The sequence below is a fragment of the Williamsia sp. Y721 genome (assembly GCF_059683565.1).
Genome location: NZ_JCASNH010000002.1, coordinates 50,801 through 68,475, shown reverse-complemented (window position 1 = coordinate 68,475; position 17,675 = coordinate 50,801). Strand labels below are relative to the sequence as shown.

Here is a 17,675-nt window from a genome sequence, read left to right as displayed (position 1 = left end):
CCTCGAGAGTTGTTGTATAGCGGGCTGGGGCTGGGGGTTTCGGATCAGAAGTGAACGCCGTACCACTTCAGGTAACCGCCGCCGTCGACACGCTGCTGGGTGCCGGTGACATAGCGGGATTCATCTGAAGCGAGGAACAGGACCATGTTGCTGATGTCGAGGGGCTCGACGAACGGGATCTTCATGGCCTGCTGCACGCCGAACGCCGGCTCTGCGTCCTCGCGCTTGGGGTGCTCGAGGTCCGGACGGAAGGAACGGTACATCGGTTCGCTCTGGAGCATGTCCGTATTGCAGTTCGTCGGATGAACCACGTTGGCGCGGATGCCTTCCGGGGCGATGTGCAGCGCGAGATTGTGGATGAACTCGGTCAGTGCGCGCTTGGAGTAGACGTATGCGACTCCGCCCGGATCCTTGCCGGGGACGTCGACCTTGCTGGTGTCCATCAGTGCCGCGGTGGAACCGGTGGCGATGATCGAGGCACCCTCTTTGAGGTGGGGCAGGGCTGCGGTCACCGCGTTGATGGTGCCGACCAGGTTGGTGTTGATGACGTCGGTGAACGACTGCCACCGTGGCTCACCCTTCATGCCGGCGATACCCGCCTGCGCGACAACGATGTCCAGCCGGCCGAGCTCGGCGACACCCTGATCGACCGCAGCTTTCATCTGGGCCGCATCACGGACGTCGGCCTGTACCGTGACGATTCGGCGGTCGTGCTTCTCGACGAGTCTTGCTGTCTCTGCGAGGTCTTCCGGAGTGGCCATCGGGTACCCGATGGTCTCGAAGTCGGTGCAGATGTCGACGGCGATGATGTCGGCGCCCTCTTCGGCGAGACGGACAGCGTGACTGCGCCCCTGCCCTCGTGCTGCTCCCGTGATGAACGCGACTTTGCCCTCTACACGACCCATGATGACTGCCCTTTCGATTTACTTCTGCTGCTGGAACCATCGACAACGGCGGGTGACGCCGGTGCGTACTACCTATGTGTTGCGTCCGCCGTTCACGCCCAGGATCTGGCCGGTGATGTAGCTGGCGTCCTCGGAGATCAGGAATGCACAGGCGGCGGCGATGTCTTCGGGCCGTCCGACCCGGCGTACCGGAGTCCGCAGGATGTGATCTTCGACGGTGCCGCCGAGACGCTTCTGACCTTCGGCGCTCCGCAGGAGCGGGGTGTCGACGAAGCCAGGCGGTACCGCGTTCACGGTGATGCCGACCTGGCCGAGTTCGAGTGCCAGCGACTTGGTCAGTCCGTTGACGGCCGACTTCGACGAGACATACGCGGCCATGTACGGCTGGCCCGAATGTGCGCTCGACGAGGAGATGTTGACGATGCGGCCCCACTTGGCCTTCAGCATGTCCGGCAACGCGGCCTGGATGCAGTGGTAGGTGCCGTGCAGGTTGACTTCGTGGATCTTCTTCCACTCGTCGAAGTCGAGGTCGACGAAGCGGCCGAAGCTGTCGATACCTGCGGCGTTGACCAGTACGGTGACCGGACCAAAGGTGTCGCGCACCTCCGCGAGCGCGGCGTCGATCTGCTCACGGCTGGTGATGTCGACGGTGTACGTGTTCTTTTCTTCGCTCGGCGTCCGATCGAAAGAGGCGACGTTGTAGCCGTCGGCGACCAGGCGCTCGACCACGGCGTGGCCGATCCCGGAGCTACCGCCGGTGACCACTGCAGTTTTCACGCCCATGCTTCAGATCCGCCCATCGTTGTCCGGTGCATCTCCCGCTCGGAGCTGGGGTCGTAAGGCAGCGCACGGTGCAGCATTCCGGTGTTGTCCCAAATGACGACGTCACCGACCTGCCACTCGTGGCTGTAGCTGAAGCGGTCCTGGGTGGTCCAGGTCAACAGCTCGTCGAGCAGTTCGCGGCTTTCGACAGGATCCATTCCGACGATGTACTCGGCGGTGGCACCGATGACCAGCGACTTGCGGCCGTCCTTGCGATCCCAGACCAGTGACGTGTCGTGTGTCTTCTGAGTCCGCCAGCCGGCGAGCACTTCGGGGCTGGGGTCCGGATCGACGAGCCGCTGGGCGGCTTCGAAGCTGTGGTGCACGCGCAGACCTTCGAGACGCTTCTTCTCTGCCTCGGGGAGTGCCTCGTATGCGGCATATGTATTGGAGAAGGCGGTACCGCCGCCGACCATCGCCACATGCTTGCAGGTGAGCATCGTGGCCTTGGACGGGATGTCGTTGCAGGTGTCGTCGATGTGCCAGAAGAGAGTGCCCTTGAGGTACTCGGCCGAGCGGGACTTCTCAGGGTTGAGTGAGACGACAAAGACCTCCTTGCCTGCCGGCGCCTGCACCGGTCCGAGCTTGCGGCTGAACGTGACCTGGTCCTCGTCGCTCAGGTCCAGTCCGCGGATCAGGAGGACACCTCGCCACTTGAGCGCCTCGAGGCACTGGGCGGTCACGATGGGGTCATTCAAGTCTTCTACGCCGTGGACCTGAACGCCGAGGGCGGGGCCGAGGGCTGTTGTCTCAATCACAAGAATCTCCCTTTCTATTTGTGAGAACGATACTCTCGAAATGTAGCAGTCGGCAAGAGTTTGATGCGTTTGGGCTGCGGCTATTGTCCGTTTGCCCGGTCCTGGATGGGGCTGCCTCGGGGTAGGCGTTGCCAGGAAATGTTGCTACAGTCCGTTTAAGGCGAATGTGGCGTTGGTCATATTTGAGAATGAAGTTTTCACAGATTTTGAGGAGGCGCAATGCCAGCCCAGGAAACAGTGGCGACCGATGGAGGACTCGACGTGAAAGGTGGCGGAGTCCGCAAACGTCTGCTCATCGGTGGAGAGTTGGTGGCGATGGACAAAGAATTCCCATCGCTGAACCCGGCCACTGAAGAGGTGTACGGCTATGCCCCGGATGCCGGTGTCGACGAGGCGAATGCGGCCATCGCTGCCGCCCGCCAGGCGTTCGACCACACGGACTGGTCCACCAACACCGAGTTCCGCATCAAGTGCCTCGATCAGCTGCACCAGGCGATGCTCGACAACCTCGAGGACCTTCGCGAGCTGACCATGGCCGAGGTCGGTGCCACCCGGATCCTGACCCACGGCAACCAGCTCGAAGCGCCGATCGGCATCGTCAAGTACTACGCGGACCTGCTCCGTACCTACCCGCTCACCGAAGACCTCGGCGAGGTCGAGCTGAACGGCAAGCGTCACCGTCGTTGGGTGGAGAAGGAAGCGGCCGGTGTGGTCTCGGCCATCGCCGCCTACAACTACCCGACCCAGCTTGCACTGGCGAAGCTGGCTCCGTCGCTGGCCGCCGGTTGCACTGTAATCCTGAAGGGTGCCCCCGACACCCCGCTGCTCACGCTGGCGCTCGGCGAACTGATCGCCAATCACACCGACATCCCGGCCGGCGTGGTCAATGTGCTCTCGTCGACGGATATCGCCGTCGGTCAGGTCATGACAACGCACCCCGACGTCGACGTCGTCACGTTCACCGGCTCGACTCCGGTCGGCCGCCAGATCATGTCCGCCGCCGGCGACACCCTCAAGAAGGTGTTCCTGGAGCTCGGTGGCAAGTCGGCCCTGATCGTTCTCGAGGACGCCGACCTGCAGACCGCTGCCCAGTTCGCGGCGTTCAGCATCTGTTCGCATGCCGGTCAGGGCTGTGCGCTGACCACCCGTCTGCTGGTGCCGCGTCACAAGCAGGATGAGATCGTCGCGGCGGTCGCGGCGATGATGGCGCACATCTCCTACGGCGACCCGACCAACCCGAAGATCTACATGGGTCCGCTGATCAGCGAACGTCAGCGCGACAAGGTCGACGGCATGGTGAAGCGGGCCGTCGAAGCCGGCGCGACACTGGCCTTCGGTGGCGAGCCCGTGAGCCCGGGCTACTTCTACAAGCCCACCCTGCTGGCCAACGTCGACCCGTCCAGCGAGATCGCCCAGGACGAGGTCTTCGGACCCGTGCTCGCCGTGATCCCGTTCGATGACGAAGAAGATGCGGTGCGGATCGCCAACGACTCGCAGTTCGGTCTGTCCGGTGGAGTCCTGAGTGCCGATGAGGATCGGGCCATCGCGATCGGTCGCCGGATCCGGACCGGCACCTTCAGCATCAACGGCGGCAACTACTTCACCCCGGACGTCCCGTTCGGTGGTTACAAGCAGTCGGGACTCGGCCGTGAGATGAGTGCTGCCGGCTTCGAAGAGTTCTTGGAGATCAAGGCGTTCGCGGCTCCGGTGGTGAGTGCATGAAGCCACTAGAGGGCATTCGCGTCCTCGAGGTCGCGATGTACGGGTTCGTCCCGTCCGCCGGTGCGGTTCTCTCGGACTGGGGCGCCGAGGTGATCAAGATCGAGCACGCGGTGACGGGCGATCCGCAACGCGGACTGCGCCAGACCGGCACGATGGTCGTCGTGGGCGACCCCAACCCGAACATCGAGCATGCCAACCGTGGCAAGCGGAGTCTGGGCCTGGACATGTCCAAGCCCGAGGGCAAGGAAGTCCTGACCGAGCTGGTCAAGAAGGCAGATGTCTTCCTGACCAGTTTCCTGCCCGACCACCGTGCCAAGTTCGGGATCGACGTCGATGACATCCGGGCGATCAACCCGAAGATCATCTACGCCCGTGGCAGTGCGTTGGGTCCGCGCGGGCAGGAGTCCGATCGGGGCGGCTACGACATGACCGCCTTCTGGTGCCGTGCCGGTACGGCCGCAACCATCACGCCTCCGGGGACCGAGGGCATGATCGCTCCTCCGGGACCGGCCTACGGCGACACGATCTCCGGGACCAACCTGGCCGGTGGCGTCGCTGCCGCGTTGCTCAAACGTGAGCGGACCGGTGAAACGTCGGTGGTGGATGTGTCGCTCTTGGGCAGTGGCCTGTGGGCGATGGGCCATGGCGTCGCATTGTCGGCTCATCTGAAGGAGCCGATGGTCGCACCGGTTCCGGGTGTGCACGGTTCGCCGGTGAATCCGCTGACCGGTGTGTACGAGACGGCCGATGGCCGGTACATCTCGTTCATCATGATGCAGCCGTCGAAGTTCTGGGCGGATGTCTGCCGGCATATCGACCGGCCGGAACTCATCGACGATCCGCGATTCGGCACGGGCAAGGACATCTCCGCCAATACCGAGGCCGCGGTGGCGATCCTGCGTGAGGCGATCAAGGGTCGCACGCTCGAAGAGTGGACCGTCCGCTTCGGAACGCTCGCCGGTCCGTGGGCTCCGGTGCAGGATTCGCTGCAGGTGTCGTCCGACGCGCAGGTCCGGGCCAATGACTACCTCGTCCAGGCCGGTGAGATCGAATTGGTCTCCACTCCGGTGCAATTCGACGTGGAAGCCACGCAAACCACTGCGGCCCCGGAGTTCGCCGCTCACACCGATGAGATCCTCCAGGAAATCGGACTCGACTGGGATCGCATCATCGAACTGAAGACCGCCGGCGCGGTCACCTAGGTAAATCGGGAGATCAACATGCCTTACATCGCCTCTATCGGAACGTACCTGCCGCCGTGGGGTACCTCGGAACATCGCATCGCCGGTGACGATGAGGATGCCATCACGATGGCGGTGGAGGCGGGGCGGGCAGCACTGTCCAAAGGGGGTGCGGTCGACTCGGTTGTCCTTGTCACCCGTGACCTACCTTTGCTCGAAAGCAGTAATGCTGCAGTGCTTCTCGCCGGGCTTGATCTCGATCCCGAGCTCGAGGTGACCGAGCGTCTCGGTGGCGCGCCGGCAACGCTTGATGCGTTGAGTTCGGCGCGCCAGCGGACGCTGGTCATCGGTGTGGATCTCGATCCGGCCGGAGCGGCTGCCGCGCTGACCTCCGATTGTGGTCTGCACGTACGTACGTCGGCCCGGGTGGCGCGCAGCCTCCCGGTCCGCACGCGCAATTCCACCGGCGTGATCCATGACTACGGTGATCCGCGATTGCTGCACGATCGCGGGCTGGTTGCCTCGCTGGCCGCGGCATGGCTGGATCATCCGACAGCCGTTGCCGGCGTTGACCACAAGCACGCAACCGAACTGAGCCCCGGATTCTCGGCACACCTGCCGACGGTGGGTGCCAGTTCAGGTCTGTTCGCCCTCGCGGCGATGGCCGAGTCGGAGACGACCGGTCCTTTGGCGGCCGTTGAACAGGCGAGCCTTTCCGGCATCACAGTTGCGGCCGGGTCGGTGGCACTTCACCGCCGTGAGCCAACTGCCCGGCCCAAGATCGAGACAACGTACATCCCAGGGAACGAGATCCCGATCTCGCTGGCGGCGTATGAACGGGCCTTCGAGGCGAAAGTCCGTTGGGAGGCAGGCAGACACGCTGGTTCCGACCAGCTCGACTTCCCGCCTCGCTACCAGGTCTCTGACGATTCTGCCTTGCAGACCGACTACGAACACGTACCGCTGCCGCGGACCGGAACCGTCTACACAGGTGTCACGGTGTATGTGCCGGTGCCAGGTCTGAAGACGCCGTATTCACTGGTGATCGTCGAGCTCGAAGACGTGAATGTGCGTGCACTGGTGAAGGTGACAGGCGCGGATCCCGGTTCTGTGGGGATCGGTGATCGCGGACGATTGGCTCTGCGCCGGGTGGCCATGCGGTCGGGAGTTCCCGACTACGGCTACGCATTTGAACCAGAACTTGTTGTGGAAGGAGCAGCGGTATGAGGAAGGTTGCAGTTGTCGGCGCGGGTATGACCCCGTTCGCCGAACACTTCGCTCACGGAATCAAGGACCTGCTGCCGATGGCCTACGCCGAGGCGGCGGCCAGTGTTGACAAGGGCATCAACAAGAACGACCTGCAGGCCGCCTGGTTCGGTGCGATGGGTACCACCGACGGCTTCCCGTCCGGCATCCTTGCCGATTCCCTCGGCCTGCCCGACATCCCGGTCACGCGTATCGAGAACTCCTGTGCCACCGGCAATGACGCGGTCCGTAATGCGTTGTACGGCATCGCCTCCGGCGCGTTCGACGTCGCACTGGTGATGGGTGCCGACAAGCTCCGCGAGACGGCCTCCAAGGACATGCTCTGGGAGTGGGAGGCGACGTCGCGGGACATGGCGTGGGACTACCCGCTCGGTCTGGTTGCTCCCGCGGGATTCGCCCTGCACGTGAGCCGCTACCTCCACGAGTCGCCCGCGACCCGCGAACACATGGCGATGGTCGCGGTGAAGAACCACCGCCAGGGTGTGAACAATCCCAAGGCGCGCTTGCGATTCGAGATCACCATGGAGCAGGCACTCGAGGCCCCAACGGTGGTGACTCCGTTTGGTCTCTACGACTGCGCGCCTCAGAGTGACGGCGCTGCCGCGTTGATCCTGGTCTCCGAAGACGTCGTCGACCGTTACACCGACCGGCCCGTGTGGGTCCGCGGTGTCGGTCTCGGGCTGGATTCGGTGATGCACCAGCACAAGACAGATATGACCACGTTCCCGGCCACGGTTCGTGCGGCCAAGCAGGCGTTCTCCATGGCCGGGATGACACCGGCCGACGTCGATGTCGCCGAGCTGCATGACTTCTTCACCGGCGTCGAGATCATGAGCTACGAGGATCTGGGCTTCGCTGACCGGTTCGAGGGCTACAAGCTGCTCGAGGCCGGCGACACCTCCGTCGGTGGTTCGATGCCGGTGAATCCCAGTGGAGGCCTGAAGTCGAAAGGTCATCCGCCGGGCGCCACCGGTGTGGCGCAGTGTGTCGAGTTGTTCGACCAGTTGCGCGGCAACGCCATCAATCAGGTGGACGGCGCCAAGGTCGGCCTGGCACACAACCTCGGTGGACCCACCGCCGTTGCCGCCGTGACGATCCTCGAGGGACCAGACTCGTCCCGTTAGGTGTCGGCCACCACGCTGTGAAGTTGTCAAAGAGCTTGCAGTGCAGAGCCATCTGCGCTGCTTGGGGTACTTGGAATATGCCGTCATGAGGTCTGGCGGTCCGGGCTTGGTCGTGCTTATGCGGCGATGGGCTCGGAGGTCAGGGTGCGGCGGGCATGCGATCTCAGCGGTGTCTTGCTCGCATCGTCGGGTGACACAAACCAGGGGTGTCCGTCGCGGCCGACGAAGACTGTCCACCTGCGGTGGTGGATGTATCGGTGGTGGCGTCGGCACAGCAGGACCATGTTGGTCAGGCTGGTGGTTCCGCCGTTGCGCCAGAAGTCGATGTGGTGGGCATCGGTGTAGCCGGCAGGGCACCCGCAGCCTGGGAATGCGCAGCCGAGGTCTCGGGCGATCAGTGCTTTGCGGATGGCCGGGGTGACGGTGCGTTGGTCACGTCCGACATCGAGCGGTACGGAATTGTTGTCGAGCAGGATTTTGGTGATGACTGAATCACAGGCGACCATCTGCGCGGTGGGTGCTGAGGCCGGTCCGGTCCATTCGAATGCAGGCGCAATTGCCGTTGGTTGGGCTTTGCCGAGTCCGCGCAGCTGTAGCGCTTGGAGGTATTCGGCTGTCACTGTCACCGTCACGTGGGGTTTCACACCGCCGCTGCTGGGCCGGTTTTCCTGTCCGAGATAGGAATCCAACAGTCGTTCCAGGGCATCGGCCCGGATTTGGGCGTTGTTACGTGGGTCTGGTGACCCATCTGGTTCGGGTACCGGTGTCGATAGTGGTCTCAACGCGACGGCAAGTTTCTCGCCCACGAGGTTGTCCAGGTCGAACACTCCGTGGGTACGGCCGTCGTCGCCAGTCGTGAACGAGAACTCATTGAGATCTTGATTTTCGGCGTCGGGGACTTCTTTGTCCGGTGGTGACAACACGATCGCCATATGCCGTGCCCGTGCTGACACCGCGGCCGGTGTCGTTGTCAAGGCTTCAGTCAGGAGCCCGCGCACACAATCGGCGCGGTCACCGTCCGCCAGCTCCGGATTTCGTTGATCAATATGGTTCAGGCCCTTGACGATCGAATCGATATGCTCACCCGACAGCGTCCCGTCCACGCCGTAGGACGCCACCGATGGAATGTCGTTCAGTGCCTTACCTACTCGCACGTATCTGTGCGCGACCGCCGGCGCCATCCCGGCCTGTTGTAACAGTCTCGCGGTGGAACCATCACCCGATTTCTGCGCTATCTCACGCCGGTCGAGTTCACCGATGAGTCGGAAAAGTATCTGTTCCACAACATGATTGAGTCGTATAGCCGCCACCGTTCGTGATGACACTTGTGCATCATCCCCGGCGACCAAAGCCACATCCCCTGCCAGATCAGACAACCTGGCGAACATTCCCCCGAAGTCCATGAGTCAATCATACGGAGCAAATCCTGTTCGCACAAGCTTTCGAACGAACTAATTTGTTTGGGCTGCAGTCTATTTCGACAAATCTCATTGCCGAAACCGATGAGTCTATCAAGAGTGTCTGACATTGATGATAGTTAGTTCGGTACAGTTACGGGATGGGGGCTGACCCGTGTGGCAGGCGCAATTGGAGTCAGACGGGTTGCGGTGACGCCGCCGACCTCGACCGTGCTGCACGTAGCGCGCGCTGGCCGATAAACTGGCCTCCACGCCGAAGGCTACGCGACCTCCGAGACCCGCATGTTGCTGGTGGTCCGCCGTTCCGAGTTTGAAACCCGTTCCGCTGCAATTGATCGATCAAGGACTACTGGTGTCAGCGCCCAGTAGTATTCGTGAAAAGACCAGGGCTGAAAGACAATCGATCCAGCTGTCTCAATCACTTTGGCGTCTGGCAGACGGTGATCTCACGCATCAAACGTGGCCTTCTTAGGTGAGTCGGTCGAACTGGCCGTCCCGTACCACACGTGGCTCGCTGTGACTTGGCAACGGTAGGGGCATCACGCCGGGTGGCGTACTTGGTCCCTGGCCGGGCTGCTTTCTGGGCGCGAGTCGATGTGGGGACGGGCAACGAACCTGTACTGCTGGTTGTCAGGGGATTATCTTGCGAGTTCGGAGGTCGGTGAAGATCTCGAGGAACATTGCTTCGGTGTCGACGTAGCGGTGGAACCCGAACCGTCGTGCTTTCGTTCCATCGGCGAAAAAGTCGTAGTCCCAACTGAATACGAAGTCGCCGAACTCCCATGATGAGACGTCGGAGTACGGGGTTTGAGCCAGATTGTGTTCCCTGACGAGCTCGTCCCATACCGGCTCCTTGTCTGCCATTGCCACAGCCATCGACATCGGGAGTGGGGGCGCGACATCCATGTCGAAGAACGCGGCGATCTTGGGCCACATCTCCTGCCAGCGAAAGAGATCGCCGTTGTTGATGTTGAACGCTTGATTGGCGCAGCCGGGGCTGGTGGCGGCCCAGACCGTTGCTTCGGCGAGTAGCCCGGCGTCGGTCATCTCGATCAAGCTGGTGTACGCACCGGGCTTTCCGGGGAAGCGCAGCGGGACGCCCAACTTCTTCGAGATGGTCGCGTAGACGGCGATGACCAGTGCGAGGTTCATCGGGTTGCCCAGTGCGAATCCGGATACCACGGATGGTCTGATCGCTGACCAGGTCCAGCTCTTACCTGCTTGTCGGTGTTCGAGGAACTGCTGCTGGTCGACGTTGAACTCCGGCGGCATGTGCGGCGGATCGCTCTCGCGGGCAGGTGTTTTGAACGGTCCGAGATGGGCCCCATAGACCTTGTATCCCTGCATCAGGCTGACGTGCTCGAGTCCACGCGCGATCGGTTCGATGGCGTCGAGAGTGTTGACCAGCATCGCCAGGTTGGGCGCTACCAGCTCGGCCCAGGTCGGGCGGTCCTGATAGGCGGCGTAGAAGACGTGCGTGACCGAGTCGAGTCCGCTCAGTGCGGCCGTGGTCTGGGATGGATCGAGCAGGTCGACTGCGATGTGTTTCACCGGTCCGGAGTCCGTGCCGCCTCGCCGAGAAAGTCCGATGATGTCCCATTCGCCGGTTGCTGCGAGGTGGTCGATCAGGTTTCCACCGATCACACCTCGGGCTCCGACCACGAGCGCCACTTTGTTGTTCTGCGTCATCCCGACCTCCATTGGTATATCGCGATGTTGCGATATGGCTAGTCAACCACATGTATCGGGATATTGCGATCTAACGGTAGGCTGTTCCATGTGGATGAAGCATCGACGGGTACGGCATGGGATTCAGCGTTCAAGGCGCTGTCGAATCCCGCGCGTGTGCAGATCCTGCAGTGGCTGAAGGACCCGGGTAGCTTTCCCCCTCAGCTCGCGCCTGCCGAGGAGATCGGCGTGTGCCTCAAGCACATTCAGGCGAGAGCGAAGGTATCGCAGTCCACGGCGTCGCAGTACATGGCCGCACTCCATGCGGCTGATCTGGTGACCACTACACGGATCGGCCAATGGACGCACTACAAGCGTAACGAGCAACAGATCGCGAGGCTTGCCGCGTTCATCGAGCAGGGGTTGTGAGTACTTCCGCGCGGTCAACAGTCCGATTGCACGCTCGACGGGAGTCCGGCAAGTGTTACTCGATGCCGCTTCGGATCTGTCTGAGCATGCGTTTGACGATCAGTCCGTGTGCTCCGGAGCTGATGACGAACCGTCGATAGCCCCAGCCGAGCACTCCAGGAAATGTCGCATAGGAGCGGGCGCTGACCACTGAGCCATCCGCGTCGCCGCTCACCGTGAAGCGCAATAGATAGCGGGAGAAGCGGTGGCGACCGGCCAGCGTGATGTGGTCGCCCGGTACGGATTCGGTCACCGCGAATCCGGGGATCGTGGCGCCGACATCGGGGATCGTGCCCGAAGCACGCCGCGGATCGGTACCCACCAGATGCGCGAACCGGGTGTTGGTGCCGAGTTGTGTGCGGGCAATCCAGGCAGTCAGTGCTTCCCAGGCTGTCGACACGGGTGCGTCAATGGGCAACCGGTGTTCGTCGATCAAAGGCAGATCTGTGTCCATCGGGCGGTCCTTGCGATGGGGGCGTGTCAGGTCAGAGTAGCGACCCGGACGTCATCGCAGAAGGTCCTTCACAACCTTGCCGGTTGCGTTGGTGGGTAGCTCGGTCAGGAACTCGATCGACCGCGGGACCTTGAAGCCTGCCATGCGCTCGCGACTCCACGAGATCAGATCGGCCTCGGACACAGCCTCTTTGGCAACGACGAACGCCTTACAGACCTCGCCGAGCCGGTCATCGGCCACACCGATGACCGCGACCTGTGCGACCGCCGGATGTTCGAGGAGGAAGCCTTCGATCTCGGCGGGATAGGCGTTGAAGCCTCCGACGATGAACATGTCCTTCTTACGGCCGATGATGCGCAGTCGGCCGCCATCGTCGAGGCTTCCGAGATCTCCGGTGTGAAGCCATCCGTCGGAATCGATGGCTTCGGCGGTCGCCGCCGGATCGTCGAGGTAACCCTGCATCACGTTGTACCCGCGGATCAGGACTTCACTGTCGTCGGCGATGCGCAATTCGATTCCATCGCAGGGTGTTCCGACGGTGGTGGCGATCTGTTCGAAGGTGTCGCCCGCCCGTGATGCGGTCGCTGTGCCGCCCTCGCTCAGCCCGTAGCCGGTCATGATGGTCTCGAAGGGGAGGTCATTCTTGATCCGGCGGATCAGTTCGACGGGGATGTCGGCCGATCCGGTGACAGCGGCCCGCAGTGAGGACAGGTCGCGGCTACCGTCGTTGGCCGCAAGCAGCGACTGGTAAAGCGTCGGGGGACCGGGAAGCATCGTGATCTTCTCGCGCTCAACGAGATCCAATACCGCATCGACGTCGAGAACCGGCACGGGAAAGATGGTGGCGCCACGGATCATCGACGCGATCATGCCTGCCTTGTAGCCGAACATGTGGAAGAAGGGGTTGACGACGAGGTAGCGGTCACCTTCGCGCAGGTCGGCGAGGTCGCACCACTCGGAGAACAGCCGCAGTGTCTGCCGGTGGTTCATCATGACGCCCTTGGGGCGTCCGGTGGTACCCGAGGTGTACATGATGTCGGCGATGTCGTCGCCGCTCACCTCACGCTCGAAAGGCTCACCGCTGGAGAGGAAATCGGACTTGAGGTCGATGACCGGAACGCCTTCGGGCCCGCCGTACTGCACCCCGAGGAAGCCCTGCTGCACCAGCAGCAGCTTGGCGCCGCTGCGTCGGACGATGTCGTCCGCCTCATCGGCCTTGTAGCGGGTGTTGACCGGCACCAGTACGCCGCCGGCGGTCAGCAGTCCGAAAACGGCGATGACCCACTCCGCCGAGTTGGGTGCCCAGATGGCGACCCGGTCGCCTTTGTCGATGCCCGCTGATGCAAAAGCTCCGGCTGCCTTCCGAACCCGTTGTGTGAGTTGACGGAAAGTCAGCCGGAGCGGTCCGTCGACGATCGCTTCGTTGTCACCGAAGCGATCGCCGACGGAGAGGACCATCTGCGGGATGGTCTCCCATGTCATACCTTGAGCAACCTCGCCATGTTTCCGCCCATGACCAGCTTCTGATCCTCGAGGGGCAGGTGCTGGATGTGGTTGATGTACGTGGTCGGTTCGGCCAGGCCCTCGGGATGCGGGTAGTCGGACCCGAACAGCACGCGCTCGGCGCCGATGAGGGCGGTGAGCTTGCTGAAGTCTTCTTCCCAGAAGGGGCTGACGTGGATGCTCTTCTTGATCGCAGCCACCGGATCCTGCATGCCGAAGCCCTCAGGAGCCTTCTTGTACACGTCCGCAAGGGTCTGCAGCACGTGCGGCAACCAGCTGGCACCGTTCTCGATGACCGCGATGCGCAGCTCCGGGAACCGGAACAGGGCGCCGTGGCAAACCCACGAGGCAACGGTGTCCTGGATCGGGCGCCATTCGCTGACCATGCGGAAGGCGTTGGTCACGAACGGGAGCATCTCGTCCGAGGTGCCTTCCCAATCCTGGTTGTAGCGGGCGTAGCCGCTGTCCGACGAATGCTGGGTGACCAGCACGTCGAGCTCGACAACACGCTTCCAGAAGGGGTCGAACTCGGGAAGGGCGAACGACCGCGGGCCCTTGTATCCGGGGACCGGAGCGGGACGGACCAGAATGGCCTTGGCGCCGCGCTCGACACACCACTCGAGCTCTTCGATGGCCTTGTCGACGATCGGCAGGCTGATCACCGGGACGGTGAAGATGCGGTCCTGGTAGTTGAAACCCCAGGTCTCGTACAGCCACTGGTTGAGCGAGTGGACCACGGCGTGAATCAGTTCCGGGTTGTCACGCATGCGCTCTTCGATGAGGCTGGCGAGCGTCGGGAACATGAGCGTGCGGTCGATCTGCAGCTCGTCCATCAGCTCCAGACGTGCGGCCGGCTCGCGGAACGCGGCAGGCGACTTGATCGGCTTGCCGAAGATCTCGCGCTTGCTCTTGCCTTCGGGGTTGCCGTTCTTGAAGTAGTCCTCCATGGCACCCGGACGTGCGACGACGTCGAACGTCGGGTTGGGGATGTATTCACTGATCTGTCCACGGATGGCGATCTTTGTCCGGCCGTTGACCTGGACGTACTGGATCGCATTTTTGTACTTCTCCGGAAGGAACTTGGTCAGCGCCTCCTGGGTCTCGTACAGGTGGTTGTCCGCGTCGAACAGCGGATACGGCAATGCTTCGGGCATGAGATCCTCCATTTCCTCTTGTGAGAACCATATTCTCTTTATCTGGATGTCGCAATATCCGTGCGCACCTGAAACTTTTGAACTTTTCCGCTGGCGGTGCGAGGAAAATCGTCGGCCTGATGCAACTCCTCGGGCCACTTCTGCTTGGCCAGGCCGATCTGATCGCAGTGTGCGCGGACTTCGTCCATCGTTGGCATGGAATGGCCCGATTTGAGTCGAAGGACCCCGGCGGCGTGCTCGCCGAGCCGGGCATCGGGGGCGGCGACCACCACCGCCTCGGCAACTGCAGGCATACCCATCAGCACTTCCTCGACCTCCAGGGCGCTGATGTTCTCCCCGCCGCGAATGATGAAGTCGGCCTTGCGATCTGTGATCGTCAGGTAGCCGTCTTCGTCGATCACCCCGACGTCACCGGTGCGGTACCAACCGTTTTCGTCGAAACTGCGTTCGGTCAGGTCCGGATCGGTGTAGCCGATGCAGAGATCGGGTCCGCGACTGAAGATCTCCCCGTCGTCGCCGAGCCGGATCTCGGCGCCAGGCAAGACATTTCCGTCGGTGAACAGGCGCTTGTCGATGGGGGCGTTGTACATCGAGCCGACAATGGACGGGTGCTCGGTGCTCCCGTATGAGCGGAAGACGGTGATGCCGAGGTCCTCGAGTCGCGTGGTGACCGCCGCCGGTACCGACGACCCGCCCAATCCGGCGTATTTCATGAAGGGCAGGTACTCGTCGGTGAAGTCGGGGTGGTCGATCAGGCTGGTCACGAAGTAGGTGGCGCCGCCGCCGACGGTCAGGCCTTCTGTCTTCATCAGGTCCATCGCCTGCACGGGGTCCCACGCGTCGGTGAGGTTGATCGGACTGCCGTCGAGGACCGGGATTAGGAAGGCGTTGACCATCCCGATGAAGTGGCCGACCGGCGCGGCGGTGAGCTGGCTGCCGCGATCGGGCGGATACCACGCACCGAGCTGCCGGGTCTCGAAACCAAGGGTGCGATGGCTGTGGATCACGCCCTTGGGTGAGCTGGTGGTGCCTGATGTGAAGGCGATCAGTGCAGGTAGCGCGGCGTCTGTCTCGATGATCCCGCGCATCGGGTCCTCGGCAAGGAGGTCGTCGAAGTCCCGGCCAACCACCCCGACGATCGGCACGTCGGCACTGAGCTCGGGGGAGAACTCGAGACGACCGAACTTCTCTGCGGCGATGAACACCTTGGGCTTGATCGCGCCGAGGATGTAGCCGACCTCTTTGCGCCCATAAAAGTGGACAATCGGAACCACCGTGGCGCCGAGGAACGACGATGCCCAGAATGTTGCCGCGGCTTCCATCCAGTTGGGGAGTTGGAATGCGACGACGTCACCCGGTCCCACGCCACGGTCCCGCAAACCGGCGGCAAGTCGTCGGGCAACCAGCTCGACATCGGCGAAGGTCCCCGTCCACGGTCGGATCGCCGAATGGATCCGGAACTCGACATCGGGTGCGGAAGCGAGCCCCGCTGCGAGCAGTTCTCCGATTGTCTCGTCGGTCCACCACCCCTGCTGCTCGTATCTGGCCACCAGGTCGGCGGGGATGGTTCGCATGTCGACAACTCCAATACAGCTCTGATCCGAGTCCGGGTACCGAACGACGGCCGGGGGCGCGGTCGGCCGGGTGAGGCGATCAACGGCCGACGTTGGTGATGATATTCTCACAACTGAAGAATGCCAATCTCATTGATGGAGAATCTCCCATGGTTGAACTTGAACTCAACGAAGGTCTGGCGGTCATCACGATCGATCGCCCGCAGGCCCGCAACGCGATTGCGCCAGAAACCATGGATCAGCTCGAGACGGCTCTCGATGAGGCGAAAGGGGCTCAGGCCCTGGTCATCAAGGGTGGTGGCGACAAAGCGTTCGTCTCCGGCGGAGACCTGAAACAACTGAGCGCCCTGCGGACCATCGAAGAGGCCGAGGCGATGGCCTGGCGGATGCGCGGGATCTGCGATCAGATCGCCGCGTTCCCGGCACCGGTTGTCGCGGCGCTGAACGGGCACGCACTCGGCGGTGGAGCCGAGGTTGCCGTTGCCGCCGATATCCGTATCGCTGCCGACGACATCAGGATCGGCTTCAACCAGGTGACGCTGGCGATCATGCCGGCCTGGGGTGGCGCAGAGCGACTCGCGCAGCTGGTCGGTAAGAGTCGGGCCCTGCTGCTCGCCGGGGGTGGAGCACTTCTCGGTGCCGCCGAGGCCGAGCGGATCGGACTGGTCGACCGGGTGCTGCCAAGGGCGTCGTTCGATGAGGGCTGGAAGACCGTGGCCAGGTCGTTGGCCAACAATTCGTCGGGTGACATCAAGCGCGTCATCGGCGGCGCAACCCCCGATGAGGCGGTTGCGGCGTTCGCACGCCTGTGGGTTGCCGACGAGCACTGGGCAGCCGCCGATCGGGTCATGAACCGCAAGCGCTGACACGTCTGTTCGAAATGGCCGTCCGGTTGTCCGGGCGGCCATTTCGCGTTTCTGTACCGACCGGTGCTAGGCATTTGCACAGCATCCGTCGATATTGTGGACAACGGCGCGCTAACATGTCGTGAGCCAAATGGCTGCTGTCAATGATGCGGAGGTCGAACCCGATGGCATCGCCCCGCAGACTGGGCGCCCCGGACGCAAAGAATCGTGCGGTGCTGCTTGCTGCCGCAGAGCGTCTGATGTTGGAGAACGGCTACGCCGCAGTGAGTTCGCGGCGGGTGGCCGACGAAGCGGGCCTCAAACCTCAGTTGGTGCACTACTACTTCCGCACCATGGACGAGCTGTTCCTGGAACTGTTCCGGCGTCGGGCCGAGCAGGGCCTCGAGGTACAGGCTTTAGCGCTCAAATCCGAGCAGCCGTTGTGGGCGCTATGGGTGTTCAGTACCGATCCGGCCGGTGCGACATTCACGATGGAATTCATCGCATTGTCGAACCATCGCAAAGAACTTCGAGCCGAGATCGTACGGATCTCTGAACAGTTCCGCAGCGAGGCAAGCGCCGGTATCGAGGAAGTGCTGCGCAGATATGGGGTCGATCTCGACCAGATGCCGGCAGTGGCGGCAGTCGTGTTGATGACCAGTATCTCGCGGGTTGTGGTCATGGAAGACACTCTCGGCGTCCGCGAAGGGCACGCGGAGATGATCGAGGTTGTCGAGAATTATCTCCGCCAACTCGAGGGTGAACCGAGTCCTGAGCTGCAGGAGGTCCTGCAGCGCCGTCGTTGACGGCGCT

At 62.7% G+C, this 17,675-nt stretch carries 16 protein-coding genes; 7 read left to right on the top strand and 9 right to left on the bottom strand.

Going from position 1 to position 17,675, the window contains the following annotated elements:
* Positions 1–44 precede the first annotated feature (44 nt).
* The 3 genes from AC56PL_RS08935 to AC56PL_RS08925 form a co-directional block, all read right to left on the bottom strand.
* The gene (locus AC56PL_RS08935) at positions 45–905 is read right to left on the bottom strand and encodes a mycofactocin-coupled SDR family oxidoreductase (RefSeq protein WP_495513367.1); all 861 of its coding nucleotides are present in this window, start codon (positions 903–905) and stop codon (positions 45–47) included.
* Between the two features lie 72 nt (positions 906–977).
* Positions 978–1,682 (bottom strand): SDR family oxidoreductase, encoded by a 705-nt coding sequence (locus tag AC56PL_RS08930; RefSeq protein ID WP_495515928.1) that lies wholly within the window; start codon positions 1,680–1,682, stop codon positions 978–980.
* Positions 1,679–2,485, bottom strand: coding sequence for a TauD/TfdA family dioxygenase (locus AC56PL_RS08925; protein WP_495513366.1), 807 nt, complete (start codon positions 2,483–2,485; stop codon positions 1,679–1,681). Before AC56PL_RS08925 ends, AC56PL_RS08930 begins: the two co-directional genes overlap by 4 nt.
* 219 nt (positions 2,486–2,704) lie before the next feature.
* On the opposite strand from AC56PL_RS08925, the gene AC56PL_RS08920 reads away from it, so the two are divergent.
* From AC56PL_RS08920 to AC56PL_RS08905, 4 genes are read left to right on the top strand one after another with little or no spacing between them, the layout of a single operon-like run.
* Positions 2,705–4,207, top strand: coding sequence for an aldehyde dehydrogenase family protein (locus tag AC56PL_RS08920; protein WP_495513365.1), 1,503 nt, complete (start codon positions 2,705–2,707; stop codon positions 4,205–4,207).
* Entirely contained in the window at positions 4,204–5,409 is a 1,206-nt protein-coding gene (locus AC56PL_RS08915) for a CaiB/BaiF CoA transferase family protein (protein WP_497153629.1), read from the top strand. Before AC56PL_RS08920 ends, AC56PL_RS08915 begins: the two co-directional genes overlap by 4 nt.
* Positions 5,410–5,427: 18 nt before the next feature.
* Complete coding sequence (locus AC56PL_RS08910; protein ID WP_495513363.1) at positions 5,428–6,615, top strand: OB-fold domain-containing protein; 1,188 nt, start codon at positions 5,428–5,430, stop codon at positions 6,613–6,615.
* Positions 6,612–7,778, top strand: a complete 1,167-nt coding sequence (locus AC56PL_RS08905; RefSeq protein WP_495513362.1) for a thiolase C-terminal domain-containing protein — start codon at positions 6,612–6,614, stop codon at positions 7,776–7,778. Before AC56PL_RS08910 ends, AC56PL_RS08905 begins: the two co-directional genes overlap by 4 nt.
* Before the next feature lie 116 nt (positions 7,779–7,894).
* Here the strand turns inward: AC56PL_RS08905 and AC56PL_RS08900 are convergent, their stop codons facing one another.
* Together AC56PL_RS08900 and AC56PL_RS08895 are read right to left on the bottom strand one after the other, a co-directional pair.
* Positions 7,895–9,061 (bottom strand): HNH endonuclease signature motif containing protein, encoded by a 1,167-nt coding sequence (locus AC56PL_RS08900; RefSeq protein WP_497153628.1) that lies wholly within the window; start codon positions 9,059–9,061, stop codon positions 7,895–7,897.
* A gap of 765 nt (positions 9,062–9,826) precedes the next feature.
* Positions 9,827–10,885, bottom strand: a complete 1,059-nt coding sequence (locus AC56PL_RS08895; RefSeq protein ID WP_497153627.1) for an SDR family oxidoreductase — start codon at positions 10,883–10,885, stop codon at positions 9,827–9,829.
* 90 nt (positions 10,886–10,975) lie between these two features.
* Here AC56PL_RS08895 and AC56PL_RS08890 point away from each other — a divergent pair, with 90 nt between their 5' ends.
* A complete protein-coding gene (locus AC56PL_RS08890; protein ID WP_495513359.1) occupies positions 10,976–11,293 on the top strand; it encodes an ArsR/SmtB family transcription factor in 318 nt (105 codons plus the stop codon).
* A gap of 55 nt (positions 11,294–11,348) precedes the next feature.
* Here the strand turns inward: AC56PL_RS08890 and AC56PL_RS08885 are convergent, their stop codons facing one another.
* The 4 genes from AC56PL_RS08885 to AC56PL_RS08870 are packed head-to-tail and all read right to left on the bottom strand — an operon-like array spanning position 11,349 to position 16,017.
* Positions 11,349–11,786: a hypothetical protein gene (locus AC56PL_RS08885; protein ID WP_497153626.1), complete on the bottom strand. Its 438-nt coding sequence runs from the start codon at positions 11,784–11,786 to the stop codon at positions 11,349–11,351.
* A gap of 51 nt (positions 11,787–11,837) precedes the next feature.
* On the bottom strand, positions 11,838–13,268 hold the full coding sequence (locus AC56PL_RS08880; protein WP_495513357.1) for a FadD3 family acyl-CoA ligase: 1,431 nt from the start codon (positions 13,266–13,268) through the stop codon (positions 11,838–11,840).
* Positions 13,265–14,443: an amidohydrolase family protein gene (locus tag AC56PL_RS08875; RefSeq protein ID WP_495513356.1), complete on the bottom strand. Its 1,179-nt coding sequence runs from the start codon at positions 14,441–14,443 to the stop codon at positions 13,265–13,267. The genes AC56PL_RS08880 and AC56PL_RS08875 overlap by 4 nt, the downstream gene beginning before the upstream one ends.
* Before the next feature lie 38 nt (positions 14,444–14,481).
* A complete protein-coding gene (locus AC56PL_RS08870) occupies positions 14,482–16,017 on the bottom strand; it encodes an AMP-binding protein (RefSeq protein ID WP_497153625.1) in 1,536 nt (511 codons plus the stop codon).
* A gap of 149 nt (positions 16,018–16,166) precedes the next feature.
* Between AC56PL_RS08870 and AC56PL_RS08865 the strand changes: the two genes are divergently transcribed.
* Both AC56PL_RS08865 and AC56PL_RS08860 read left to right on the top strand, forming a co-directional pair.
* On the top strand, positions 16,167–16,883 hold the full coding sequence (locus tag AC56PL_RS08865) for an enoyl-CoA hydratase-related protein (RefSeq protein WP_495513354.1): 717 nt from the start codon (positions 16,167–16,169) through the stop codon (positions 16,881–16,883).
* Positions 16,884–17,047: 164 nt separating this feature from the next.
* Positions 17,048–17,668 (top strand): TetR family transcriptional regulator, encoded by a 621-nt coding sequence (locus tag AC56PL_RS08860; protein WP_495513353.1) that lies wholly within the window; start codon positions 17,048–17,050, stop codon positions 17,666–17,668.
* The last annotated feature ends 7 nt before the right edge of the window (positions 17,669–17,675 follow it).